Origin of the sequence: Nocardiopsis sp. RV163, assembly GCF_001029525.1 — a bacterium.
Classification (GTDB): Bacteria; Actinomycetota; Actinomycetes; order Streptosporangiales; family Streptosporangiaceae; genus Nocardiopsis; species Nocardiopsis dassonvillei.
The window spans coordinates 1-23,984 of sequence record NZ_LEKI01000084.1 but is presented as its reverse complement, the minus strand read 5'-3'; the positions used below and the strand labels follow the sequence as shown (position 1 = coordinate 23,984).

The window sequence follows — 23,984 nt, the reverse complement described above, 5'->3', positions numbered from 1 at the left end:
CGAGAAGAACCTGCGCAAGGTCTTCCCGAACCACTGGTCGTTCATGCTGGGCGAGATCGCGCTGTACTCGTTCATCATCCTGCTGCTCACAGGCGTCTTCCTCACGCTCTGGTTCAAGCCGAGCATGACCGAAATCGTCTACGACGGCTCCTACGAGCGCCTCCAGGGCGTCATGATGTCGGAGGCCTACGCCTCCACGCTCCACATCACCTTCGAGGTGCGCGGCGGTCTCCTGGTCCGCCAGATCCACCACTGGGCCGCGCTGATCTTCGTCGCGGCGTTGACCGCGCACATGCTCCGGGTGTTCTTCACCGGTGCGTTCCGCAAGCCGCGCGAGATCAACTGGCTGATCGGCGTCGCCATCTTCGCCATCGCCGCCATCGAGGGCCTCTTCGGCTACTCGCTGCCCGACGACCTGCCCTCGGGCATGGGCGTGAGGGTCCTCCAGGGTGTCGTCCTGGCGATCCCCCTGGTGGGTTCCTACCTGTCGATGTTCCTCTTCGGCGGTGAGTTCCCCGGCGAGGACATCATCTCCCGGCTGTACATGCTGCACGTGCTGGCTCTGCCAGCGGTGCTGCTGGGTCTGATCGTCGCGCACTTCATGATCCTGTGGCACCAGAAGCACACCCAGTACCCCGGTACCGGGCGCACGGACAAGACCGTGGTCGGAACACCCATGTTCCCGGCCTTCGCGATCAAGGCGGGCGGGTTCTTCTTCTTCACGTTCGCCGTGATCACGCTCCTGGGCGCGTTCGTGCAGATCAACCCGATCCACCTGTTCGGGCCCTTCAGCCCGACGTCCATCACCTCCGGGCTCCAGCCCGACTGGTATCTGGGCTTCATGGAGGGCGCGCTGCGCATCTTCCCGAACTGGTTCGACTTCTCCATCGGGGGCTACCCGTTCATCATCGGGGTCCTCATACCCGGTCTGGGGATCATGGGCCTGCTCTTCGGCGCCCTGGGCGTGTGGCCGTTCATCGAGCAGTGGATCACCGGCGACAAGCGCGCGCACAACGTCGCCGACCGTCCGCGCAACGCGCCGGTGCGCACCGGCATGGGTGTCGCCGGGATCATCTTCTACGGTGTGCTGTGGATGTCCGGATCCAATGACATCCTCTCGGAGACCTTCTCGATCAGCCTGTACACGACCACGTACATCTTCCGTGTGCTGGTCATCGTCGGCCCGGTGGTGGGGTTCTTCGTCGCCAAGCGCATCTGCCTGGGGCTGCAGCGCCGCGACCGGGAAACGCTGGAGCACGGTTACGAGAGCGGCACCATCCAGCAGCTGCCCAGCGGTGAGTTCGTGGAGGTGCACAAGCACAGCTCCCCGGAGACGGTTCACGTCCTGGAGAGCAAGCCGGTCATCACCTCGACGGCGCTGGAGGACGGCGCCGACGCGGACGGCAGGGGTGTGGAGAACCCCGAGGCCCGCAAGGGCAGCGGCAGGCTCCGTAAGGCCCTGGCGCGTTGGTACACCAAGGACGACGTGTCCCTGGAGGGGGTGGAGGCGCTCAACGGCCACCACCCGCACCACTCCTCCACCGAGGCGGAGAAGGAGGCGGCCCACCACTAGGGCCTGCCGCCCCATCTCCTCGACGGACCCGGTCGCACCGCGACCGGGTCCGTCGCTTTCACGGAGCGGGATCCCGCACACGGCCGGAGCCGACCGCCCCCGTGTGAGGTCGGTCGGCTCCGGTGCGTCCGGTGCGGGCTGCGGAGTGCTCAGCCGGCGTAGATGTCGTCGATCTCCTTGCTCCACTGCTTGCTGACCACGTGGCGCTTGACCTTCAGGGAGGCGGTCATCTGGCCGCTCTCCTCGGTGAAGTCGCTGGGCAGGATCTTGAACTTCTTGATGCCCTCGGCCTTGGACACCGCGTTGTTGGCGTTGTCCACGGCCTCCTGGATGGCGGCGTTCAGGTCCGGATCCCGGGTCAGGTCGGCGATCTCGCCGCTCTTGCCGTTGGCCTCGCGCCACTGGACGAACGACTCGGGGTCGATCGTGATCAGCGCGGCGATGAACTTGCGGTTGTCGCCGACCACCATGCACTGGCTGACCAGGGCGTGGGCGCGGATACGGTCCTCCAGGACGGCCGGGGCGACGTTCTTGCCGCCCGCGGTCACGATGATCTCCTTCTTGCGTCCGGTGACGCTCAGGAAGCCGTCGTCGTCCAGCGCGCCGAGGTCGCCGGTGCGGTAGAAGCCGTCCTCGGTGAAGGCCTCCTCGGTGGCCTTCTCGTTCTTCCAGTAGCCGACCATGATGTGGTCGCCCTTGAGCAGGATCTCGCCGTCCTCGGCGATCCTGATGGTGGTGCCGGGCAGCGGCTGGCCCACGGTGCCGATCTTGTTGAACTCGGGGCTGTTCACCGAGGTGGGGGCGGTGGTCTCGGTGAGGCCGTAGCCCTCGACGATGGTGAAGCCGATGCCGCGGAAGAAGTGGCCCAGACGCGCGCCCAGCGCGGATCCGCCGGAGACGGCGTACTCGGCGTTGCCGCCCAGGGCCGCCAGGAGCTTGCCGTAGACCAGCTTGCTGAACAGCGTGTGCTTGAGCTTGAGGCTCAGCGGGATCCGGCCGGTGGCCAGGGCCTTGCTGTAGGCGACGGCGGTGTCGGCGGCGGCGTTGAAGATCCTGCCCTTGCCCTCGGCCGCGGCCTTCTGCTCGGCCTTGGTGTAGACCTTCTCGAACACGCGGGGGACCGCGAGCAGGAAGGTGGGCCGGAACGCCGAGAACTGCTCGATCAGCTCGGGGCCGGTGGAGGGGAAGTGGCCCAGGGTGGCTTTGGCCTCGATCACCATGACCTGCACGAAGCGGGCGAAGACGTGGGCCAGCGGCAGGAACAGCAGCGTGGAGGGGTTCTCCTTGCTGCCCAGGATCTGGCGGGCCGGGCCCTCCAGCGCGTTGCGCGAGATGAAGAGGAAGTTGCGGTGGGTGAGCTCGCAGCCCTTGGGACGGCCGGTGGTGCCCGAGGTGTAGATGAGGGTGGCGAGGTCGTCGGCCTTGACCGCGGTGCGGCGCTTCTCCAGCGCCTCGTCGCCCACCTCCGAGCCAGCGGAGCGCAGCTCGGCGTACCCGGGGCCGTCGAACCGCCAGACGGGGCCGAGCTCGGGGGTGCGGGCGCGGACCGATTCGACGCGCTCGGCGTGTGCGTCGTTCTCCACGAAGGCGGCCTTGGCGCCGGAGTCGGTGAGGATCCATTCGATCTGCTCGGCGGAGGAGGTCTCGTAGATCGGGACGGTCACGCCGCCGACGGACCAGACGGCGTAGTCCACGACCGTCCACTCGTAGCGGGTGCGCGACATCAGGGCGACGCGGTCGCCGTGCTCGATGCCCGCGTCGATCAGGGCCTTGGCGTACGCGGCGATGTCGGCGTGCAGCTCCGCCACGGTGACGTCGTGCCACTGGCCGGACTCCTGGCGACGGGCGGTGACGGCGTTGGGCTCGCTGGCCGCGCGCGCGTAGAGCGTGTCGGTCAGTCGCGCGTCGTCGGAGATCTCAGCCTTCGCGGGAGAGCTGTATTCGCGCACGTGGTGCTCCTGGACGTGTACGGGTTCGGGTAGTACGGGACGTGATGACCGTAACAACACCACCCTACTCATGAGTAGAACACGTTGTCGTTCGGTATCCAACGGTGACCCTGGGTCGTGTCCGGCCCGGCGGGCACGGTGGTGTGAGGGCGGGGAGAGAATGCGGATCTTTCCCTCGTACGCACGCGAGACTATACGCCCGGCGTAGTGTTTACGCACGTAGTGAGAACTATGTGCTGTATGCGTATCTTGTGCCCTTTGTGCTTTTTCGCGGTCATTGCGCTTTCCCCCGACCTCACTCCCCGTAGCCGCGCCCGCGTCCCTGATTCGCCCCTGAACCTGCCCTGAGAAACCTCCCCGGCGCCCGGACGGCCGGTTACCTTGAAGCAGAACGCGGCGCGAAGGAGGAAGCTGACATGACGGAGAACACCGGTCGCGACGGCGGTCCGGGTGCGGGCAGGGGTGAGGACCCCGACCTCATCGACGACGCGCTGAAGCTGGTGACCACGCTCCAGCGCAGGCTGCTGACAGCCGGGGTCAAGCGCGGGGTGGACGCCGTGACCTCGCCGCCCCCGGGCAAAGGAGACGTGTGGGAGGAGGCCATCCGCCTGGAGACGGGCGACCGGCGTCCCCCTCTGGAGGAACTCCTCGACATAGTGCGCACGTCCGGCCCCGAGGTCGTCGGACACCTCGGCCGCGCCGGGCTGGCCGCCGTCGGCGCCCTTGGTCGCACCTGGGACGTGGTCGAGCGCTCCCTGGAGCAGACCCGCGCCGACGACGCCGAGGGGCGTGGCCCACAGGTCCGGACGCAGGGTGGGCAAGGTGCCACGAAAGGTGAGGAGCGCCAGGTCACCGCAGGGTGAACGGGAGGAGATCACGGTTCGACTCCGGGGGTGTCGGGGGTCGCCTCATGCCTGGTTTAATCAGATGGCATACATCATCTGAAAACACTTTGCCATGAACCTTGAGACTTATGTCAGAGTTCGGGCGTAAGTACGAAGGAGCTGCCCCCATGCTGACCATCGGCGTAGACATCGGCGGGACCAAGGTCGCCGCCGGGGTCGTCGACCCCGAAGGGCAGATCCTCGACAAGGTCAAGTACCCCACCCCCTCCAACGACCCGCAGGCCCTGGCCGACGTCGTGGCCAGGGCCTGCGGGGAGCTGTGCGGCCGCCAGGAGGCCGATGCCGTCCGGGCCGTCGGGGTGGGTGTGGCGGGGTTCGTGGACGAGGACCGCGCCACCGTCCAGGTCGCCGTCAACCTCGGCCTGCGCGACGAGCCCCTCCGCGACCACGTCCAAGAGCGCGTCGGGATGCCCGTGGTCATCGAGAACGACGCCAACGCCGCCGCCTGGGCCGAGGCCAGGTTCGGCGCCGGGCGCGGCAGCGACCACATCGTGTGCATCACCCTGGGCACCGGAATCGGCGGCGGCCTGGTCATCGACGGCGCGCTGCACCGCGGCCGCTACGGCGTGGCCGCGGAGGTCGGGCACTACCGGATGGTCCCGCACGGCCGCCGCTGCGCCTGCGGCAACCACGGCTGCTGGGAGCAGTACGCCAGCGGCCGCGCCCTGGTCGCCGAGGCCCAGGACCTGGCACTGACCGACCCCGTGGCCGCCGAGCGCATGCTCAAGCTCGCCGACGGCGTCATCGACCAGGTGGAGGGCCACGTCATCACCCAGGCGGCGCTGGAGGGGGACAGGGCCGCCCTGGAGTGCTTCGCCAAGGTGGGGGAGTGGACCGGGCACGGCCTGGCCGACCTGGCCGCCATCCTCGACCCCGAGTGCTTCGTCCTGGGCGGAGGCGTCTCCGACGCCGGGTCCGTCCTGCTGGACCCGGTCCGCGCCGCTTTCGCGCGCAACGTCCCGGGCCGCCCCGGGCGCCGTATGGCCGATGTGCGCCTGGCCGAACTCGGCGGAGAGGCGGGCATCGTCGGCGCCGGCGACCTCGCCCGGCACTGACCCGGCCCCAGACGCGGACGGCCCCCGCGACCCCCACCAAGGGGGTCGCGGGGGCCGTCCGCGTCTGGGGCCGCCGCGCGGGCTACTCCTGCGGGGCGGTCGGGTCCGCGGAGTCCGCGTCCCCGACCTTCCTGTTCCCGCGCGCCGCGCGCTTCTCCTCGCGGCGGGTCCGCCGCTCCCCCTTGCGCCGCTCGCGCTCGGTCCGCCTGCGGTCCTTGTCACTGGCGTGCTGCTCGCGCTTGGCCTCCTTGGCCTCCGCCTCCAGTTCGGCCTTGACCGACTGCGCGTAGCGGTCCACGTACTCCTGGCCGGACAGCTCCATCAGCGCGTACATGATCTCGTCGGTGACGGCCCGCAGCACGCGCGGGTCCTTCTCCATGCCGTGGTAGCGGGAGAAGTCCAGCGGCTTGCCGAACTTGACCTTGGGGCGCACGCCCAGCTTGGGCACCGTGCGGCCGGGGGGCATGATCTTCTCCAGGTTGATCATCGCCATCGGCACCACAGGGGCCTTGGCCTCCAGCGCCAGCCGCGCCACACCCGTCCGGCCGCGGTAGAGCTTGCCGTCTGGGGAGCGGGTGCCCTCGGGGTAGATGCCCAGGAGGTCGCCGCGCTTGAGCACCCTCAGGCCCGTGCGCAGCGCCGCCTCGCTGGCCTTGCCGCCCGAGCGGTCGATGGGGATCTGCCCCACGCCGGTGAAGAACGCCCGGCTCAGCAGCCCCTTGACGCCCGTGCCGGTGAAGTACTCGGCCTTGGCCAGGAAGGTGATCTTGCGCGGGAGCGGCAGTGGACCGAAGAAGTGGTCGGAGAAGGACAGGTGGTTGCTGACCATGATCGCCGGACCGCGGCGCGGCACGTTCTCCACGCCCTCCGCGCGCGGCTGCCACAGTACGGCCAGGACCGGCCCCAGGATCGCCTTGACCACCCAGTAGAACATCGCTCAGATCACCCCTGCACACGCGGGGAGCACTGGGCAGGGTCTGCCACGATTCACCGTCCCGCTCTGCCGACATTGTCAGGAGGGCTCGCGCCCGGAGAGTGGGGGAGGAGCCGCCGCCTGACGTGCGCCATCCTCCCACCGTGTGAGCGCGAGTGCCAAAGCGCCCCCGAACGGGCCATCGGCCCGACGCAGAAGAGGATACTCAGTCGGCCCGCGTGGCGGGTGCCTGCCTCCGGTCCCCGGGGGCGGGAACGTTAGTGTGCACTCATGGCGAACGGACCGCCGAACGGTTAGCCTCACGGCAGGAGCCAGGGTTTCCCGTGCCTCCGCTCCGGTCGCCGCAGACCCCCGTTCCCCGCGCACCGCACGATCCCTGGAGCCGCTCCGTGAGACCGACCGACGCCCCTCCCCTGATCCCGGGCGCTGAGCCGTTCAGTCACCGCGGGTCGGGCACGGGCGTCCTGCTCTGCCACGGTTTCACCGGCTCCCCGTACTCGATGCGCCCCTGGGCCGAGCACCTGGCCGCCGCCGGACTCAGCGTCGAGGCGCCCCTGCTGCCCGGGCACGGCACGGTCTGGCAGGACATGAACCTCACCACCAGCGACGACTGGCTCGCCGGGGCCGAAGGCGCCCTGCTGGACCTGGCCTCGCGCTGTGAGGAGGTGTTCGTCATGGGGCTGTCCATGGGCGGCGCCCTCAGCCTGCGCCTGGCCCAGAGGCACCCCGGCCTCGTGTGCGGGGTCGTGCTCGTCAACCCCTCCCTGGCGGTGGAGGACCGGCGCCTGCCAGTCATCGCCCCCGTCCGCCGCCTGGTCTCGCGGATCATGCCCTCCACGCCCGGGCTGGGCTGCGACGTGTCCAAGGACGACACCACCGAGGGCGGGTACGACCGCGTCCCCACCGCGGCCGCGGCGACACTCCCGAAGCTGTGGCGCGAGGTTCAGGAGGGCATGTCCGGTTTGCGAGCGCCGATCCTGGCCTACCGGAGCACCCAGGACCACGTCGTCGGACCGCGCAGTCTGCGTATCCTCGCTAGGAGAGCGGTCAACACCGGGCTGACGATCCACCTGCTCCACGACAGCTACCACGTGGCGACCCTCGACCATGACGCCGCCGTCGTCTTCGACGGGAGCCTCGCCTTCGTGCGAGGGCACAGTAGAAGCGGGGAAGGAGCCGACCGATGACGCAACGTCGGGGAAACGGCCTGCTCGCCGACGCCTACGTTCCGCTGATCCTGCTCGCGCCCTCGCACGCCGACCTCATGCTGGAGGCGCTCCGGCGCAGCGGCATCGCCGCCTACGCCGTCCCCCTGGACGAGGACGTCCTGGAGCCCGCGGGCAGTCAGGCCGACGACCCGCCCACCGACCACCTGTACGTGGACGCCGAGGAGCGGGCCGCGGCCGAGAGGGTCCTGGGCGCCGAGCTGCCCGACCTGGACGGGCAGTCCGGGACGATCCCCGACCTGCTGGCGTCGCGCGGCGAGCCCCGTTCCGACGCCGACGCCGAGGAGGGCGGGGAGGCCGCCGCGCACGAGGCCCCCGACGCGACGGTCGGCGGCGACCTGCTGGACGGCCCGCCCGCCAACGTCGACCCCGACGCCCAGCCAGCCCGGCCCGCGGACGAGGACGACGTCTGGAACGACCTGGTCGCCCGCTTCTACGACGACGCCGACACCCGGGGGCAGCGCCGCCGCGCGGCCTGGCCCGACGCCGAGAACCTCAGCGCCCCGGCGGGGGATTCCTCTCCCGGCGGCGACATCCTGGCCGGCGGGGCCGTCGGCGCCGGGGACGGCGAGGAGCGCGAGACGGCGGAGGAGGAGGCACGGCGCCGGGCCGAGGCCGACCTGGAGGGGCACTACGAGCCACCGCCACCGCCGCCCCTGCTCCAGGGCGACCGGGTGGGCATCGCGGCCTGGCTGTGCCTGCTGGGGGCGCCGGTGCTCGTGTTCGGGGCCGCGTTCGTCGGCGCCTCCCTGCCCAACTGGCTGATGTTCGTCGCGGTGCTGGCCTTCCTCGTCAGCTTCGTCGTGCTCATCCTGCGCATGACCGACTCCCGTCCGCCCGGAGACGGCGGGCCCGACAACGGGGCGGTGGTCTGACCCCTGGGCTTCGACTTCCCCCTCTGGCGCGCCTTCGCCGTCTTCCGCGCAGCGTCCCTGGTCTACGCCCTGTTCCTCCTCGTCCAGCACCACGAGCACCTGATCCGGCCCTGGCTGGCCTGGACGGTGCTGGCGGTCATGGTCGTGTGGACGGCGTTCACCACCCGCGCCTACGCCCGCCCGCACCTGCGCGACTGGCGCGTGCTCACCGCCGACCTCGCGGTGGCCTTCGCGTGCCTGTTCGCCACCGCCTTGGCGGCCGCGCCGTTCTACCTCACCCAGGCCCCGCCGCTGAGCGGCTACTGGTTCGCGGGCACCGCCCTGGCGGCCAGCGTCATCTGGGGCGGGCGCGCCGCCGCGGCCGTCGCCGTGCTCTACGGCCTCGCCGACCTCACCCTGCGCACGGTCATGGACGCCGCCGTGACCGCCGCGACCGCCCGCGGCGTGGTCCTGCTGCTCCTGGCCGGACTGGCGGTCGGGTACATGTCCCGGATGTCGGAGCGGGCCGAACGGCGGTTCGCTCAGGCGGTCGCGCTGGAGGCGCGCACCCGCGAGCGCGAGCAGTTGGCCCGCTCGATCCACGACTCGGTGCTCCAGGTGCTGTCCCTGGTGAGCAGGCGCGGTGCCGAGGCCGGGGGGGAGGCCGCCGAACTGGGCCGGATGGCGGGCGAGCAGGAGGCGCGCCTGCGCGCGCTGGTCGCGATCGGATCGTCGGAGGAGGCCTCCGGAGGGACGGACGGAACCGGCGGGGCGTCGCCCCCCGCGGGGCGCGCGGACGCGTCCGGGGTGGCGGTGGACCTGCGCGAGCCGCTCCGCCGCGCCGAGTCGGCCCGCGTGTCGGTGTCCGCGCCCGCCACGCCCGTCATCCTGCCCGCGCACACCGCTGCCGAACTGGCCGCCGCCGTGCTCGCCGCCCTGGACAACGTGGAGCGGCACTGCCCCGACGGCACGCGCGCCTGGGTGCTGGTGGAGGACGAGGACGATGCTGTGACCGTGTCCGTGCGCGACGAGGGCCCCGGGATCGAGCCCGGCCGCTTGGAGCGGGCCCGTTCCGAGGGCCGCATCGGCGTGGCCCAGTCCGTACTGGGCCGTGTGCGCGACCTGGGCGGCACCGTCGAGTACGTGTCGGTTCCCGGCCAGGGCACCGAGGTGGAGATGCGCGTCCCGCGCCGCTGAGGGCCCCGCACGGCTCACCGCCGCGGAGCCCGGCCCGGCTCCCGCTCCTCCTCCTGGTACGAGAACCGCTGCTCCCGCCACGGGTCGCCCCGGTTGTGGTATCCGCGCTCCTCCCAGAAACCGCGGCGGTCCGCGGTCATGTACTCCACCGCGCGCAGCCACTTCACGCTCTTCCACCCGTACAGGTGCGGCACCACCAGGCGCAGCGGCGCGCCGTGGTCGGGGGCCAGGGGCTCTCCGTCGCGGTGGGTCGCCAGCAGCACCCCCTCCGCGAGGAAGTCGTCCATGCGCAGGTTCGCGCCGTATCCGTACTCGCCCCACGCCATCACGTGCGTGGCCTCCGGCGCGGGCGGGGCCGCGGCCACCAGGTCCGCGGCGCGCACCCCGCGCCAGGGCACGTCCGGGGCGCTGAACCGCATCACGCAGTGGAAGTCGCTCACCGAGTCCGTGCGCGGCATCCGCGCGAACTCCTCCCACGTCCAGCGGTACGCCCCCAGGTCCTCGGTCGCCCCCGTGACCCGCAGGTCCCACCGCTGCGGGCGGAAGACGGGCACCGGCCCGTAGTGCAGCGGCTTGTGCTCGTGGCGCACCGCCTGCCCGGGAGGCATCCGGGACCGGGCCCCGTCCGTGTCGTCCTCGTCCGTTCCCTCGGACACTCCCGTCCCCCTCCTCGTCTCTGGGCTCCCGCGGCGCGCCCGGCCGGTCGGCCGCGCGAACGCCTTCCCCGTGGGGAGAACGTGCGTGCGGCCATCCTGTCAGGCGCCGACGAGAGACAGGTCACTCGCCCCGGGTGTGCGGACAGGCGGTGACCGTGCGCTATAGTTCCAGCCATGCAGCGGAACTTCTGGCGCTTTTATGGCTACCGGCCCGACACCCCGGTCGCCTGTAGAGCGCTGCGCTGACACAGACGACTTGAGCCCCGGGCCGGTAGAGCCCGGGGCTTTTCTCGTTCCGGGCGCCGGTCGGCTCGTTCACCCAACCGACAAGCAGCTAGGGACAACGCACATGGTCATCGTGATGGCGCCGGACGCCACCTCCGAGAACATCGACGATCTGGTCGAGCTGGTCTCCTCCGCGGGAGGCGAGGCCTACGTGACGCGCGGCGTGAGCCGCACGATCATCGGCCTCGTCGGCGACGTCGAGCGCTTCCAGGACCTGGGACTGGCCGCCAAGCCGGGTGTCAGCGACGTCCTGCGCATCTCCGCCCCCTACAAGCTCGTCAGCCGCGAGAACCACGACAGCCGCACCGTCGTCAGCGTGCGCGGCGTGCCGATCGGCGGCGACAACGTCACCGTCGTCGCCGGGCCCTGCGCCGTCGAGACGCACGAGCAGACCCTGGCCGCGGCCCGGATGGCGCTGGAGTCGGGGGCGTCCCTGCTGCGCGGCGGCGCCTACAAGCCCCGCACCTCCCCCTACGCCTTCCAGGGTCTGGGCGAGGAGGGCCTGCGGATCCTCGCCGACGTGCGCGAGGAGACCGGCCTGCCCATCGTCACCGAGGTCGTGGACGCCGCCGACGTGGAGCTGGTCGCCTCCTACGCCGACATGCTCCAGGTCGGCACACGCAACATGCAGAACTTCGCCCTGCTCCAGGCGGTGGGGGACGCGGGAAAGCCGGTCCTGCTCAAGCGCGGCATGAGCGCGACCATCGAGGAGTGGCTGATGGCCGCCGAGTACATCGCCCAGCGCGGCAACCTCGACATCGTCCTGTGCGAGCGCGGCATCCGCACCTTCGAGAAGGCCACCCGCAACACACTGGACATCAGCGCCGTCCCGGTCGCCCAGAACCTGTCCCACCTGCCGGTGATCGTCGACCCGTCCCACTCGGGAGGCAAGCGCGAGCTGGTGCTGCCGCTCTCGCGCGCCGCCGTGGCGGTCGGGGCGGACGGCGTCATCGTCGACGTGCACCCCCACCCGGAGAACGCCCTGTGCGACGGCCCGCAGGCACTGCTGCACGAGGACCTGGCCGAGCTGCGCGACCTGGCGGGCACCCTGGCCGCCCTGACGGGCCGCACCCTGACCCCGGCGCCGGGCCGCGAACTGGCCGGCCTGTGAGACCCGGGGGCTGAACACGACGGCGCCCCGGTCCCGCCCCGCGTGCGGGGAGCGACCGGGGCGCCGTCGTCGCGCGCTAGGCGGTGGCGGCCACCGAAGCGGACGCGGGCGCCACTCGCTTGGGCGCGGCGTCACCCAGGAAGCTGGGCTTGTGCACCTGCGCGGTGGTGACCAGGTGCTCGGCCAGCTCCTCGGCGTCCAGGCGCTTCTCGATCTGGCGCAGGTCCGGGATCTTGGCCGCGGTCTCCACCTGGCGCGGGGTAAGCATGGTGCAGCAGTCCTCGTCGGGCAGCTCCGAGATGGCCAGCGTCCCGATCCGGCGCGCCTGGTCCATGATCTCGGTCTTGTCCATGCCGATGAGCGGACGCAGGATCGGCAGGTCCACCGCGTCGTCCAGCGCGGTCAGGTTGGTCATGGTCTGGCTGGACACCTGGCCCAGCGCGTCCCCGGTGATCAGGCACTCCGCGTTCAGGTCGTCGGCCAGGGCCTCGGCGGTCTTGAGCATGAGGCGGCGCTGGGCGACGATCTGGAGGCGTTCGATCCCCGAGCTCTTCAGCTGCTGCTGGGCCTTGCCGAAGGGGATGACGAACAGCCGCGAGCCCACCTGGTAGCGGTCCAGTTGGCGGACGAGGCTGTAGGCCTTGTAGATCGACTCCGGGCCGGTGAACGGCATGCCGGAGAAGTGCAGGAAGTCGACCTTGAGCCCGCGCCGGATCATCCGGTGCGCGGCGACGGGGGAGTCGATCCCGCCCGACATCAGCACCAGGCCGCGGCCGCTCATCCCGGCGGGCAGGCCGCCCTGGCCGGGCACGCCGTCGGTGAACACGAACGCCTCGTCCTTGTCCACCTCCACGAACAGGGTGTTGTCGGGGCGCTTGAGGTTGACCTGGTAGCCGTGCGCCTCGATGATCTTCGAGCCCAGGTACCCGGCCAGCTCCGACGAGGTCATCTCGAAGCGCTTGTCGCGGCGCCGGGCGCGCACGGCGAAGGTGCCCTGGCGGCCCTCCATGACGCGCACGCCGATGTCGGTGACGGCGTCCAGGTCCTTGGGCACGCGGCGGACCAGGTGCACCCGGACCACGCCCATGACGTTGGCCATGCGGTCGGCGATCTCGGCGACCTCCAGGTCGGAGGCCTCGGGCCTGCGCACGATGATCACGCCCGCGCCGCGCTGGGAGAGGCGGACCTCGCCCAGGTCGCGCACGGAGGCGCGGATGTTGTTGTGCAGCCGCCGCTCGAACAGCCTGCGGTTGGAGCCCTTGAGAACGATCTCGCCGAGCTTCATGAGCACGCAGAGCTCGCCGAGCCCGGCCTCGGACCCGGCCGGGGCTACGGGGAGCGGCGCGGACTCAAGCGACGCGGACATGGTGCTACCTCCGGTGGATGCCTTCGTGTCCCGGTGTGAGGTGGGAGCGGCGGGACGGGGCCGGGAGCGTCCATCGCCATCCTCCAGTATCGAACATCCCGTCCACCGCTCCGTCCGTTATCGGACGGCGCGGACGGGAGGCGGCGGGCGTACGGCCGCCGCCCCGGACGCGGCGCGCCCCCTCCCTGGGAGCTGGGAGGGGGCGCGGACCGTTCCGGAGGGCCGACGCGCGTAGCCGGCGGCCGGCGCCCCGGGGGAGCCCCGGGACAATCCGGTTCCCGGGCTCCGGGTCGTGGGGTTGTGCCTAGCCGAAGAAGACCTCGGCCTCCTCGTAGCGCGAGGAGGGCACCGTCTTGAGGGTGTCGGTCGCCTCGGCCAGGTTCACGCGGACGATGTCCGTGCCCTGGAGGCCGACCATCTTGCCGAAGGCCTTGTCGTGTACGGCCTCGATGGCGTTCACGCCAAGGCGGGTGGCCAGTACGCGGTCGAAGGCGGTGGGCGTGCCGCCGCGCTGCACGTGGCCCAGGACCACCGAGCGGGCCTCCTTGCCGGTGCGCTGCTCGATCTCCTCGGCCAGCCGCTGGCCGATGCCGCCCAGGCGCACGTGGCCGAAGGAGTCGGTCTCCCCGGTGGCCAGCTCCATCTGGCCCTCCTTGGGGTGCGCGCCCTCGGCGACCACGATGATCGGCGCGTACTGGGTCTCGAAGCGGCTCTCGACGTGCTTGACGACCTCGTCGATGTCGAAGGGCCGCTCGGGGATGAGGATGACGTTGGCGCCCGCGGCCATGCCCGAGTGCAGCGCGATCCACCCGGCGTGGCGGCCCATGACCTCCACCACCAGCGCGCGGTGGTGCGACTCGGCGGTGGTGTGCAGGCGGTCGATCGCCTCCATCGCGATGTTCACGGCCGTGTCGAAACCGAAGGTGTAGTCGGTCGCGTTGAGGTCGTTGTCGATGGTCTTGGGCACGCCGACGACGTTGACGCCGCGGTCGTGCAGCTGGCGGGCCACTCCGAGGGTGTCCTCGCCGCCGATGGCGACAAGGGCGTCGACGCCCAGTCCGGCCATGTTGTCCTTGACCCGCTCGACGCCGCCCTCGATCTTCATGAGATTGGTGCGCGAGGAGCCCAGGATCGTGCCGCCCCGGGGCAGGATGCCGCGCACGGCCGTCACGTCCAGCGGCATGGTGTCGCCCTCAAGCGGGCCGCGCCAACCGTCCCGGAAGCCGATGAACTCGTAGCCGTAGTCCTTGATGCCCTTGCGGACCACTGCGCGGATGACCGCGTTCAGACCAGGGCAGTCCCCACCGCCGGTCAGCACCCCGACTCGCATACGAATTCTCCTCGACGTTGTGTGTTTTACGACGCATGGCGCCATATGGTCTAGACCATAGTGGGAGCGGTGATCCGGGGCCAACCCGGGGCGGAGAACACGCGGTGAACGCGCCCGGATCGTAGGGGTCGGAGGGCGCTGACCGCGCGGAGCGGACGCACGGGCGCGCCCGGCGTCAGTCGTCCAGGCCCCGGTCGATGGCGTAGCGCACCAGCTCCACCCTGTTGTGCAGGTGGAGCTTGGTGAGTGTGTTCTGCACGTGGTTCTGCACGGTGCGGTGGGAGATGCCCAGCCGCTGCGCGATCTGCTTGTAGGCCAACCCCTTGGCGACCAGCCGCAGCACCTCGGTCTCGCGGGGGGTCAGCTCCGGCGCCTCCGGCTCCCGGGAGCGGTCCGCCGACGAGAGCCTGCGGTACTCGCCCAGCACCAGTCCGGCCAGGCCCGGGGTGTACACGGCCTCGCCCGCGTGCACCCGGCGCACCGCGTCCAGCAGTTCCTCCCGGCCCGCCGACTTGACCAGGTAACCGGTGGCCCCTGCCTTCACAGCGGCCAGGACGTCGTCGCTGGCCCCGCTCGCCGACAGCACCAGCACCCGCGGCGGCGGGGACAGCGCCACCAGGCCCGAGGTCAGCTCGACCCCGCTCATGTCGGGCAGGTGCAGGTCCACGACGGCCAGGGTGGGGCGCGCGGCCGGAGCGATGCGCAGCGCCTTGGCGCCGTCGCCCGCGATGCCCACGACCTCGATACCGGCCTCGCCGAGGTCTCGCGCGACCGCGTCGCGCCACATGGGGTGGTCGTCCACCACCAGTACCCGGACCGCCTCGCTCGCCATGCAGGCGACCCTACCCCGGGCGGGCGGCGCCCACGGCACGGGCCGACGACCGAAGCGGCGGAAGCGGGCGGGGCCGCGCCGACCCCGCCGGGGCGGCGGCCCGTGCCCCTCGTGGGGCCGGCCGCACACGGCGGGGGCGGGACCGATCGGCCCCGCCCCCGCCTCCGACTCAGGCCGCGCGCCCGGGCCGGTCAGTCGTCATCGTCGTCGCCGCCGCGGCCGCCGCCCTCGCCGAAGTCGCCGAGGTCGATCCCGCCCGGAGTCGCGGTGATCGTGATCTCGGTTTCCTCGGGCGCCCTGCCAGTGTGCGATTGGTGCGCCACCTCGCGACCGCCGAAGACGCGCTCGACCTTGACCTTGAAACCGGCCTCCTCCAGCGCCTCACGCGCCTCGTCGACCCGCATGCCGACCACGTCGGGGATGTCCACGCCGGGCGGACCGGTGGAGACGGTCAGGGTGACGGTGCCGCCGGAGCCGATGCTGGAGCCGCTGTCGGGGCTCTGCTGGATGACCTTGCCCTCCTCGACGTCCGCGCTCTCCTCCTCGACCACCTCGACGGACAACCCCTCGCCCTCCAGCATCTGGCGGGCGGTGTCCAGGTCCTCGCCGACCACCGGGGGCACCGGGATGCCCTGGCTTACGGTGATGGTGACCTGCTCCTCCCGGTCGGCCTCCGCGCCCGCCTCGGGAGAGGTGGAGACCACCGCGCCGGGCTCGACCTCGGTGGAGCCCACGTCCTCCTGGACGATGCTGTCCGGGTCGAAGCCGAGGTCCTCCAGCTCCTTGAGGGCGTTGGCGGCGTCCATCTCGACCAGGTCGGGCATCTCCACCGTCTGCGGGCCCTTGGACAGGTACACGGTGACCACGTCGTCGGGGGACAGGCGGGCGCCCACCTCGGGGTCGGTCTCGCCGACCGTGCCCGGCTCGGCGTCGCTGTAGACGGCCTCGGAGGACAGGTCGTAGCGCAGGCCCTCGTCGCGGATCATCTGGCTCGCGGCCTCGGGGTCGCGGCCCACCACGTCGGGGACGTTCTCGTACTGGCCGACGAGGAACCACCAGCCCGCGCCGAGCAGGACGATCGCCAGGACAGCCGCGCCGATCCCGATCAGCAGGTTGCGGCGGCGCCGGTCGTCGGGGCCGTCGCGGTAGTCGTCGTACCCGTCGTCGTCGCCGTACCCGTCCTTGCCGCGGTCGTAGCCGTCGTAGCGGCCGCCGTCGAGCCCGGCCGAGGCCATGTCCACGACCATGGTCGCGTTCTCGGTGCCCGGACCTGCGCCCCCGGCGATGAGCTGGGGCGCGGTCACCGAAGCCGTGGTCGCCGCCGCCGGGGCCACTGGCGTCAGCGGGGCCTGGTCGGCGGCGGAGGCGGGGGGAGTCGCGGGCAGGCCGTTGAGCACCGCCAGGACCTTGGCCAGGTACTGGCCCGCGTTGCTGGGACGGTACCTGGGGTCGCGCTCGGTGGCCTTGGTGACCAGTGCGTCGACCTCCGCGGGCAGGCCGGGCAGGAAGTGCGAGGGGCGCGGGACGTCCTCGTTGACGTGCTGGTAGGCGATCGCGATGGGCGTCTCGCCGGTGTGCGGCTGGCTGCCGGTGAGCAGCTCGTAGAGCATGATGCCCGCCGCGTACACGTCGCTGCGGGCGTCGGCCACGCCCCTCTCGATCTGCTCGGGTGCCAGGTAGGCCGCCGTGCCCATGAGGGTGCCCGTGCGGGTCAGTCCCTGGTTGGACTGCTCCACGGCGCGCGCAAGGCCGAAGTCGGCGACCTTGACCCGGCCGTCCTCGGTGATGAGGACGTTCTCGGGCTTGACGTCGCGGTGGACCATGCCCGCCTGGTGGGCGGCGCCGAGCGCGGCCAGCACCGGGGCTATGGCGTTCAGGGCGTCGTGGGCGCCGAGCCTGCCCCGGGACTTGAGCAGGTCGCGCAGGGTGCGCCCGGGCACGTACTCCATGGCCAGGAACACGTGCCCCTGGTCCTCACCCTGGTCGAAGACCTGCACGACGTTGGGGTGGGAGAGCTTGGCGACGGAGTGTGCCTCGTTGATGAAGCGCTGCACGAAGGTCGGGTCCTGGGCCAGCGAAGGGTGCATCACCTTCAGGGCCAGCCTCCGGTCCAACCTCAGGTCGTGGGCGACGTAGACGGTCGCCATCCCGCCTCCGGCGATCCTGGACTCCACGAAGTAACGTCGGTCCAGGGTGGCGCCTACGAGCGGGTCGGAAGTCGTCATGTCCACGGCGGAGTAGTGTCCTTGCTGCGGGGAGCGCGGGCTGTCGCGGCCGGTGGCGCGTACCCGACACCGGGTGTCGAACCGACACGATAGCGGAAGCCCACGCCAGGTCTGCCCCGCGGTTCGCGGTCGCGCCGTCCCGTTCCGGTGTCGGTGGGACCGGTGGGACCCCGGGGAGGACCGTTCGGTCTTCCCGGAGGTCCGGCCCCGGCCGGGGCCCTCCTGGTTCCGGTGGTGTGTGCCCCACCGGTCGTCGGGTCGCCCCGTTCCCGGTGAGGCCCGCTCCGTCGGCGGTGGGGACGCTCGCGCCTGGGTTGTCGTGGTGTGCGGGATGCGCCCTTGCGGGGCCGCGCACTCGTTCCACGGTAGAGGACGCCGCCAAACTCCCCGGGCGGGACGCACCGGTCGGCGGCGGGTCGGGCCGGGGCGCGGGGCCCGGTGGCCTAACTCACGGAGGGCGAGGAGGCCTGGGCGTAGCGCCGCACGGGGATGCGGCCGGCCAGGCGCGCGCCGCGGCCCGCGCGTACGGCGTCGCGCATCGCGGCGGCCATGCGCACCGGGTCCTGGGCGCGGGTCACGGCCGTGGCCAGCAGGACCGCGTCGCACCCCAGTTCCATGGCCAGGGCGGCGTCGCTGGCGGTGCCGATCCCCGCGTCCACGATGACCGGCACACCGGCCTGCTCCACGATCAACTCCAGGTTGTGCGGGTTGCGGATGCCCAGCCCCGAGCCGATCGGGGCGGCCAGTGGCATCACCGCGGCGCAGCCCACCTGCTCCAGGCGCCGGGCCAGTACGGGGTCGTCGTTGGTGTAGGGCAGCACGGTGAAGCCCTCGTCCACCAGCTGTTCGGCGGCCTCCAGCAGTTCGACGGGGTCGGGCAGCAGCGTGTGCTCGTCCGCGACCACCTCCAGCTTGACCCAGTCGGTCTCCAGCGCCTCGCGGCCCAGGCGGGCTGTGCGCACCGCGTCGACGGCGGTGAAGCACCCGGCGGTGTTGGGCAGCGCCCGGATCCTGTTGCGGGTCAGGACGTCCCACACCGACCCCCGGGTGCCGGGGGAGACCCGGCGCATCGCGACGGTGGTCAGCTCGGTGCCGGAGGTGATCAGGGCCTCCTCCAGGACCTCCAGGGAGGGGGCTCCGCCGGTTCCGGTGATGAGCCGGGACCCGAAGGGGGTCCCCGCGATCACGAGGTCGTCGTTCATCCTCAGCCTCCCTGCACCGCGGTGAGGACGTCCACGCGGTCGCCCTGGTTGAGCGGGCTCGCGGCCCACGCGGTCCGGCGCACCACCTCGTCGTTGACGGCCACGGCGACACCGCCGGGGGCCTCGGAGCCGGTCAGGTCGCGCACGACCGCTTCCACGTTCGTGTCGTCGGCGAACTCGCGGCGGTCGCCGTTGACGATCAGTTCCACTGCTACTACCTACTTGCGCGTCGTGCCGTGAAACGGCGGGCGTACTCGGGCAGGTCTCCGTCGGTCAGGGCCCGGGCCATGGCCTCACCGGTCACCGGGGTCAGCAGGACCCCGTGCCGGAAGTGCCCGGCGGCCAGGTGCAGTCCCGGGACCCGCGTGGGCCCCAGGAGGGGTTCGTTGTCGGGGGAGCCGGGGCGCAGGCCGACGCAGGTCTCGGTGACCTCCAGCTCACTCACCCCGGGGACGAGTTCGCGCGCGTCCCGCAGTACCTGCCAGAGCCCCCCGACGGTGAGCGAGGTGTCGTGGCCCAGCTCCTCCTGGGTGGCGCCGATGACTACCTCGCCGTCGGCGCGCGGCACCAGGTAGGTCGGGAACCCCCGGACCAGGCCGCGGACGGTCCGGCCCACGAGCGGCGGTTCCCCGTCGGGCACCCGGGCGCGCAGCAACTGCCCCTTGACCGGGCGCAGCGGCGGGACCACGGGTTCGGGGACCGCGACGCCCTCACCCCAGCAGCCCGCGGCCAGTACCACCTGGTGCGCGGGCAGGGTCTGGCCCGCCGCGGCCTCCCCCGCCAGGCGCACGCCCAGCCGGGCGCCCCCGGGGCCGGGGGAGAGTACCTCCCCGACCAGCCCGCGGACCTCGGTGACGCCCGCGCGCCCGCCCGCCGCGGCCAGTGCCCGCAGCAGCCGCCGAGGGTCCACGGAGTGGTCGTCGGGGGCCAGGACGCCGCCGCGCACGGACGGGGCGAGCATGGGCTCCAGGCGGCGGCACTCGCGGCCGGTCAGGCGCTCGGCGGCGACGCCCAGCCTCCGCTGGAGCGCGTGCAGTTCGGTGAGGACGGCCAGGTCGTCGCGGTCGAAGGCGACCAGCAGCGTGCCGGTGGCGCGGTGGCCCACGTCCAGGCCGCTGGCCTCCTCCAGCTCGGAGACGAAGTCCGCGTACATGCGGGCCGAGCGGATGCCCAGTTCCATGAGGGGTTCCTCGCCGAACGCCGCCTCGGTGGCGGGGGTCAGCATGCCCGCGGCCACGGTGGAGGCGGCGCGGGCGGGGTCGGACTCGACCAGGGTGACGCTCAGTCCGCGTTGGGCGGCGCGCCAGGCGGTGACCCGCCCGACGAGGCCGCCGCCGACCACGACGACGCGGTCGCGGTGGGAATCGTCGGAGGTGCGCACGGCTGCGGCTTCCACTCCCTTCGCCGGCATGATCCGGATCAGGTTCGTGCGGTCGGAGGCTCACAGCCCCCCTCTCAGCCGGGTCCCACCCGGCTCCCGCGGGATGTAGGGGTCTGTCCCCATTCTAGGGCCCGTGGCCGACGCGCGCCGTGCCGGGGGGAAGGAGGTGCGCGGATGTGGCAGATTGGTGGTGTGACACAACGCGACATCGACACGCTGATCGGCGACTGGCTGACCCTCAAGGAGGCCGCCGCTCCGCTGGGCGTGAGCCCGAACAGGATCAAGACGCTGATCCGCGAGAACCGCATGATGGGTGTGGTCCGCGACGGCGAACTCTCCATTCCCGCGGCCTTCATCGACGGCGACGACCTGGTCAAGGGGCTGCCGGGGACGCTGCTGCTGCTCACCGACGCGGGCTTCTCCTCCGAGGAGGCCCTGCGCTGGCTGTTCACCCCCGACGACTCCCTGCCGGGCACGCCGATCCAGGCCATGCGCGAGAACCGGGGAACCGAGGTGCGCCGCCGGGCCCAGAGCCTGGCCTTCTGATCCGCGGCCTACGGTCCGCGGACCCGCTCGGGACCCGTCGGGGCCCAAGGGGAGGGGGCGCGCCGTCGAGCCCTCCCCCTTGGGTCCGAACGCGCCAGGGCCTAGGGTGGACCGTGTGAGGACCAGTCACGGAACCAGCCTGCGCAAGCGCCTGGACGCATCGCTTCTGTACCTGTGCACCGACGCCCGCACCGGCCGGGGCGACCTGGCCGAGTTCGCCGACGCGGCCCTTGCCGGGGGAGTGGACATCATCCAGCTCCGGGACAAGGGCCTGGAGGCGCGCGAGGAGATCGCGGCACTGGAGGTGATGAAGGAGGCGTGCGAGCGGTACGGCGCCCTGCTCGCGGTCAACGACCGCGCCGACATCGCCCGCGCCGTGCGCGCCGACGTCCTCCACCTCGGCCAGCGGGACCTGCCCGTGCCCATGGCCCGCGACATCATCGGCGCAGACCCCTTGATCGGCCGCTCCAACAACGACGCCGCCGCCGCGGCCGCCTCCGCCGAGGAGCCCGGCAGCGACTACTTCTGCGTCGGACCGACCTGGGCGACGCCCACCAAACCGGGCCGCCCGGCCGCCGGGCTGGAGCTGGTGGAGGCGGCCGCGGCGCTGGGCACCGACCGCCCCTGGTTCGCCATCGGCGGGATCGACGCCGACAACATCGACCGCGTGCTGGACGCCGGGGCCCGCCGGGTCGTGGTCGTGCGCGCGATCACGGAGGCCGAGGACCCCCGGGCCGCGGCCGCCGCTCTGCGCCGGCGCCTGGCGGCCCGCGCCGGGGGCTGACCGGAGCCCGGGAGGCCAGCGCCGCCCGGTCACCCGGCGGAGGAGCCGTCCCGTCAGCAGCGCCGCCGACGCGCCGAGGCCCGCGCACGGCAGCATCGCGCCCGGGGTCACGTAGTCCACGTACGAGCCGCCGGTCACCCCCTCCACGGCCGAGCCGAAGACGGCGACGAACAGCAGCATCACGGCTACGGGGGCGACGGCGGCGGCGACCATGCCGCCGGCGTTGCGCAGCGCGTGGGTGAGGCTGCGCCGGGTCAGCACGCGTTCGGCGCGCAGGGGGGCGGTCACCGCTCTCCCCCGGACGAGGGGATCCAGGTCCTGACCATGCTGTGGACCTACGTCCGCGCGGAGGCCGGTCTCACCGGGGACCTGGAGCTGGCCCTCGCCCACCGCATCGAGACCCTGGTTCCGGCCGACGCCCACCCGCGCGTACACGCGCTCCTGGCCGACGGCCTGTTCGGGGGCGCCGCCGCGTGCGGAGCCGGGAGCGCGGAGGACGCCGACTTCGACCTGGCCGTCGACCTCGTCCTGGACGGCGTCGCCTCCCGGGCCGCCCGGTCCTAGGGGATCAGCAGGACCTTGCCGAGCACCGTGCGCCCCTCCAGCGCGGCGTGCGCCTCGGCGGCCCGCTCCAACGGCAGGGTCAGGCCCACGTGCGGGGTGATCCTGCCCATGCGGGCCATCTCCAGCACCAGCCGCAGGGAGTCCCGCCGGTCGTCCTCGGCCTCCTCGAGGTCGAACAGCCCCAGCACCCCGATCCCGCGGCGAGCGGCCTCCCGCGCGTCCACCTCCGTGAAGCCTCCGCCCGCCGAGCCGTAGCCGAGGAACCGGCCGCCGTCGGCCAGGGTCGTGAAGGCCGCCGCGCCCAGCGCGCCCCCGGCGCCGTCCAGGACCACGTCGACCCCGGCTCCGCCGGTCAGCGCGCGTACCCGCTCCGGCCAGTCCGGCGCGGAGTAGTCCACGGTCTCCTGCGCGCCCAGTTCGCGGACCAGGGCCAGCTTGGTCCCGCCCCCGGCCGCGCCGATGACCCGTGCCCCGGCCCTGCGGGCCAACTGGACGGCCAGGCTGCCCGCCCCTCCGGCGGCCTCGGCGACCAGGACCGTGGTGCTGGGCGCGAAGCCCGCCGCCCGCTCCAGCGCCAGCGCGGTCGGCCCGTCGTGCAGCAGGGCCAGCGCCGCCCGGGGAGCCACCTCCTCGGGCACCCTGACCAGAGCCGACTCCGGGACCACGGCCCGCTCGGCGTAGCCGTCCACGGGCATGGGGGGCCTTTCCGGCCCCCCGCCCGTGTGCCCGGTGTCGGCGACCACCGTGGCCCCCTCCCAGCCCGGGTCCACGCCCGGGCCGAGCCGGACCACCCGCCCGGCCACGCCCGCGCCGGGTACGTAGGGGGGAGTCACAGGGAAGTAGTCCAGCCCCCAGCCGCCGCGGACCGTGGTGTCCAGGTACGTCACGTTCGCCGCGGCGACCTCCACCAGCGCCTGTCCCGGTCCCGCCTCGGGCTCGGGCACGTCCCGGACCACCAGGACCTCCGGGCCGCCGAACTCCCGGACCTGTACCGCTCGCATGTCGTTCTCCCTCGGTGCGCCCCGCCTGTCTCCGACACCGCCCAGCCTCTTACCTAAATATTCGTTGAGGTCAAGGGCCGGGTGTCGGGAGAGGTCCACGGCACAGGGGGCCGCGCCCCGCACGGGCGCGCGGCGAGGGGGCGGACCGCGGTCAGACCGCGACGTGCGACAGCGCGCTGGGGTGGCGCCGCAGGAAGCCCTCGATGGACTGGGCGGGATGGCCGGTCAGGTCGGGGACGGCGGGCGAGACCACGTCGAGCTCCCCGGCGGCGATCGCGGCGTAGGAGGTCACCCAGCCCTCGACCGCCCAGTCGGGGGCGCTGCCGCGGCGCGACTGCAGCGCCTCCTCCCGCGTCTGGGACACGTAGTGCACCGGGCGCCCGGTGAGCACGCTCAGCCTCTCCGCCGTCGCGCCCAGGGAGAGCGCCTCCGGGCCGGTGACGTCGTGGCTGGTGTCGTGCGAGGCGCGCGCGGCCGCGGGATCTGTCAGCACGGCCGCGGCCACGTCCGCCACGTCGTCGCGCGAGACCCACGCGATCCGGCCGTCACCGGCCGGGCCCCGCACCGCGCCCCCGCCGTCCACCCAGCCGGGCAGCAGGTCCAGGTACAGGCTGGGTCTGAGGAAGGTGTAGCGCACCCCCGTGGACCGGATGTGCGACTCGGTGAAGAAGTGCGTGCGCGCGAACGTGAAGGTGGACGCGGGACCCGCGCGAAGGAAGGACAGGTAGACGATCCAGGACACACCCGCCTTGACCGCGGCGTCGACCGCGCTCACGTGGACGTCGATCCGGTCCTCGGACTCGGTGGCCGAGACCAGGAACAGCGTGTCCACCCCCCGGCACGCCCGCTCGAACCCCTTGGAGTCCTCGTAGGCCGCCATCGCCGCGCTGCTGCCGGGGTACTCGGGAGCGCGGTTGATGTCGCGTACGATGAGCCGCTGGGGTCTGCCCAGCCGCGCGATCCGCGCGGCTGGGCAGACCCCAGCGGCTCATCGTACGCGACATCAAC

General features: G+C 72.5%; 22 protein-coding genes and 1 riboswitch. Of the genes, 10 read left to right on the top strand and 12 right to left on the bottom strand.

Going from position 1 to position 23,984, the window contains the following annotated elements:
• On the top strand, nucleotides 1-1,573 hold a 1,573-nt coding region (locus ABD54_RS15790; protein WP_047870251.1), incomplete at its 5' end, for a cytochrome bc complex cytochrome b subunit.
• A 149-nt stretch (nucleotides 1,574-1,722) separates the two neighbouring features.
• On the opposite strand, the gene ABD54_RS15785 is transcribed toward ABD54_RS15790, so the two are convergent.
• Nucleotides 1,723-3,522, bottom strand: coding sequence for a long-chain fatty acid--CoA ligase (locus tag ABD54_RS15785; protein ID WP_047870250.1), 1,800 nt, complete (start codon nucleotides 3,520-3,522; stop codon nucleotides 1,723-1,725).
• 416 nt (nucleotides 3,523-3,938) lie between these two features.
• Between ABD54_RS15785 and ABD54_RS15780 the strand changes: the two genes are divergently transcribed.
• Together ABD54_RS15780 and ABD54_RS15775 are read left to right on the top strand one after the other, a co-directional pair.
• Nucleotides 3,939-4,385 carry a hypothetical protein gene (locus tag ABD54_RS15780; RefSeq protein ID WP_047870249.1) on the top strand — a complete coding sequence of 149 codons (447 nt, stop codon included), beginning with the start codon at nucleotides 3,939-3,941 and terminating at the stop codon, nucleotides 4,383-4,385.
• A gap of 149 nt (nucleotides 4,386-4,534) precedes the next feature.
• Entirely contained in the window at nucleotides 4,535-5,482 is a 948-nt protein-coding gene (locus ABD54_RS15775; RefSeq protein ID WP_047870248.1) for an ROK family glucokinase, read from the top strand.
• An 82-nt stretch (nucleotides 5,483-5,564) separates the two neighbouring features.
• On the opposite strand, the gene ABD54_RS15770 is transcribed toward ABD54_RS15775, so the two are convergent.
• Nucleotides 5,565-6,416, bottom strand: a complete 852-nt coding sequence (locus ABD54_RS15770; protein ID WP_047870247.1) for a 1-acyl-sn-glycerol-3-phosphate acyltransferase — start codon at nucleotides 6,414-6,416, stop codon at nucleotides 5,565-5,567.
• Between the two features lie 389 nt (nucleotides 6,417-6,805).
• Between ABD54_RS15770 and ABD54_RS15765 the strand changes: the two genes are divergently transcribed.
• From ABD54_RS15765 to macS, 3 genes are read left to right on the top strand one after another with little or no spacing between them, the layout of a single operon-like run.
• Complete coding sequence (locus tag ABD54_RS15765) at nucleotides 6,806-7,603, top strand: carboxylesterase (RefSeq protein WP_047870246.1); 798 nt, start codon at nucleotides 6,806-6,808, stop codon at nucleotides 7,601-7,603.
• Complete coding sequence (locus ABD54_RS15760; protein WP_047870245.1) at nucleotides 7,600-8,517, top strand: hypothetical protein; 918 nt, start codon at nucleotides 7,600-7,602, stop codon at nucleotides 8,515-8,517. Before ABD54_RS15765 ends, ABD54_RS15760 begins: the two co-directional genes overlap by 4 nt.
• Before the next feature lie 3 nt (nucleotides 8,518-8,520).
• Entirely contained in the window at nucleotides 8,521-9,693 is a 1,173-nt protein-coding gene (macS, locus tag ABD54_RS15755) for a MacS family sensor histidine kinase (RefSeq protein WP_268778189.1), read from the top strand.
• A 14-nt stretch (nucleotides 9,694-9,707) separates the two neighbouring features.
• Here the strand turns inward: macS and ABD54_RS15750 are convergent, their stop codons facing one another.
• A complete protein-coding gene (locus ABD54_RS15750; protein WP_047870252.1) occupies nucleotides 9,708-10,301 on the bottom strand; it encodes a molybdopterin-dependent oxidoreductase in 594 nt (197 codons plus the stop codon).
• Nucleotides 10,302-10,698: 397 nt separating this feature from the next.
• Between ABD54_RS15750 and aroF the strand changes: the two genes are divergently transcribed.
• Nucleotides 10,699-11,745, top strand: coding sequence for a 3-deoxy-7-phosphoheptulonate synthase (gene aroF, locus ABD54_RS15745; protein ID WP_047870243.1), 1,047 nt, complete (start codon nucleotides 10,699-10,701; stop codon nucleotides 11,743-11,745).
• 76 nt (nucleotides 11,746-11,821) lie between these two features.
• Here the strand turns inward: aroF and thiI are convergent, their stop codons facing one another.
• From thiI to thiO, 7 genes are all read right to left on the bottom strand, one after another.
• A complete protein-coding gene (thiI, locus tag ABD54_RS15740; RefSeq protein ID WP_047870242.1) occupies nucleotides 11,822-13,111 on the bottom strand; it encodes a tRNA uracil 4-sulfurtransferase ThiI in 1,290 nt (429 codons plus the stop codon).
• Between the two features lie 304 nt (nucleotides 13,112-13,415).
• On the bottom strand, nucleotides 13,416-14,441 hold the full coding sequence (locus ABD54_RS15735; RefSeq protein WP_047870241.1) for a 6-phosphofructokinase: 1,026 nt from the start codon (nucleotides 14,439-14,441) through the stop codon (nucleotides 13,416-13,418).
• A 175-nt stretch (nucleotides 14,442-14,616) separates the two neighbouring features.
• On the bottom strand, nucleotides 14,617-15,273 hold the full coding sequence (locus ABD54_RS15730) for a response regulator transcription factor (RefSeq protein ID WP_047870240.1): 657 nt from the start codon (nucleotides 15,271-15,273) through the stop codon (nucleotides 14,617-14,619).
• 191 nt (nucleotides 15,274-15,464) lie between these two features.
• Nucleotides 15,465-17,504, bottom strand: coding sequence for a Stk1 family PASTA domain-containing Ser/Thr kinase (pknB, locus tag ABD54_RS15725; RefSeq protein ID WP_047870239.1), 2,040 nt, complete (start codon nucleotides 17,502-17,504; stop codon nucleotides 15,465-15,467).
• Between the two features lie 437 nt (nucleotides 17,505-17,941).
• Complete coding sequence (locus ABD54_RS15720) at nucleotides 17,942-18,700, bottom strand: thiazole synthase (RefSeq protein ID WP_047870238.1); 759 nt, start codon at nucleotides 18,698-18,700, stop codon at nucleotides 17,942-17,944.
• Between the two features lie 2 nt (nucleotides 18,701-18,702).
• Complete coding sequence (gene thiS / locus ABD54_RS15715; protein WP_047870237.1) at nucleotides 18,703-18,909, bottom strand: sulfur carrier protein ThiS; 207 nt, start codon at nucleotides 18,907-18,909, stop codon at nucleotides 18,703-18,705.
• Nucleotides 18,910-18,914: 5 nt separating this feature from the next.
• Nucleotides 18,915-20,111 carry a glycine oxidase ThiO gene (gene thiO, locus ABD54_RS15710; protein ID WP_047870236.1) on the bottom strand — a complete coding sequence of 399 codons (1,197 nt, stop codon included), beginning with the start codon at nucleotides 20,109-20,111 and terminating at the stop codon, nucleotides 18,915-18,917.
• Nucleotides 20,080-20,191, bottom strand: a riboswitch (TPP riboswitch). (Overlaps the previous gene by 32 nt.)
• Nucleotides 20,192-20,273: 82 nt before the next feature.
• Between thiO and ABD54_RS15705 the strand changes: the two genes are divergently transcribed.
• The 3 genes from ABD54_RS15705 (at nucleotide 20,274) to ABD54_RS15695 (ending at nucleotide 21,975) form a co-directional block, all read left to right on the top strand.
• Nucleotides 20,274-20,627 (top strand): Rv2175c family DNA-binding protein, encoded by a 354-nt coding sequence (locus ABD54_RS15705; RefSeq protein WP_019610781.1) that lies wholly within the window; start codon nucleotides 20,274-20,276, stop codon nucleotides 20,625-20,627.
• Between the two features lie 115 nt (nucleotides 20,628-20,742).
• Nucleotides 20,743-21,411 (top strand): thiamine phosphate synthase, encoded by a 669-nt coding sequence (gene thiE, locus ABD54_RS15700; RefSeq protein ID WP_047870235.1) that lies wholly within the window; start codon nucleotides 20,743-20,745, stop codon nucleotides 21,409-21,411.
• 324 nt (nucleotides 21,412-21,735) lie between these two features.
• Complete coding sequence (locus ABD54_RS15695; RefSeq protein WP_047870234.1) at nucleotides 21,736-21,975, top strand: hypothetical protein; 240 nt, start codon at nucleotides 21,736-21,738, stop codon at nucleotides 21,973-21,975.
• On the opposite strand, the gene ABD54_RS15690 is transcribed toward ABD54_RS15695, so the two are convergent.
• Together ABD54_RS15690 and ABD54_RS15685 are read right to left on the bottom strand one after the other, a co-directional pair.
• The gene (locus tag ABD54_RS15690; RefSeq protein ID WP_047870233.1) at nucleotides 21,972-22,976 is read right to left on the bottom strand and encodes a zinc-binding dehydrogenase; all 1,005 of its coding nucleotides are present in this window, start codon (nucleotides 22,974-22,976) and stop codon (nucleotides 21,972-21,974) included. The two genes, ABD54_RS15695 and ABD54_RS15690, sit on opposite strands and share 4 nt — an antisense overlap.
• Nucleotides 22,977-23,127: 151 nt before the next feature.
• Entirely contained in the window at nucleotides 23,128-23,937 is an 810-nt protein-coding gene (locus ABD54_RS15685; RefSeq protein ID WP_047870232.1) for an NAD(P)H-binding protein, read from the bottom strand.
• Between the last annotated feature and the right edge of the window lie 47 nt (nucleotides 23,938-23,984).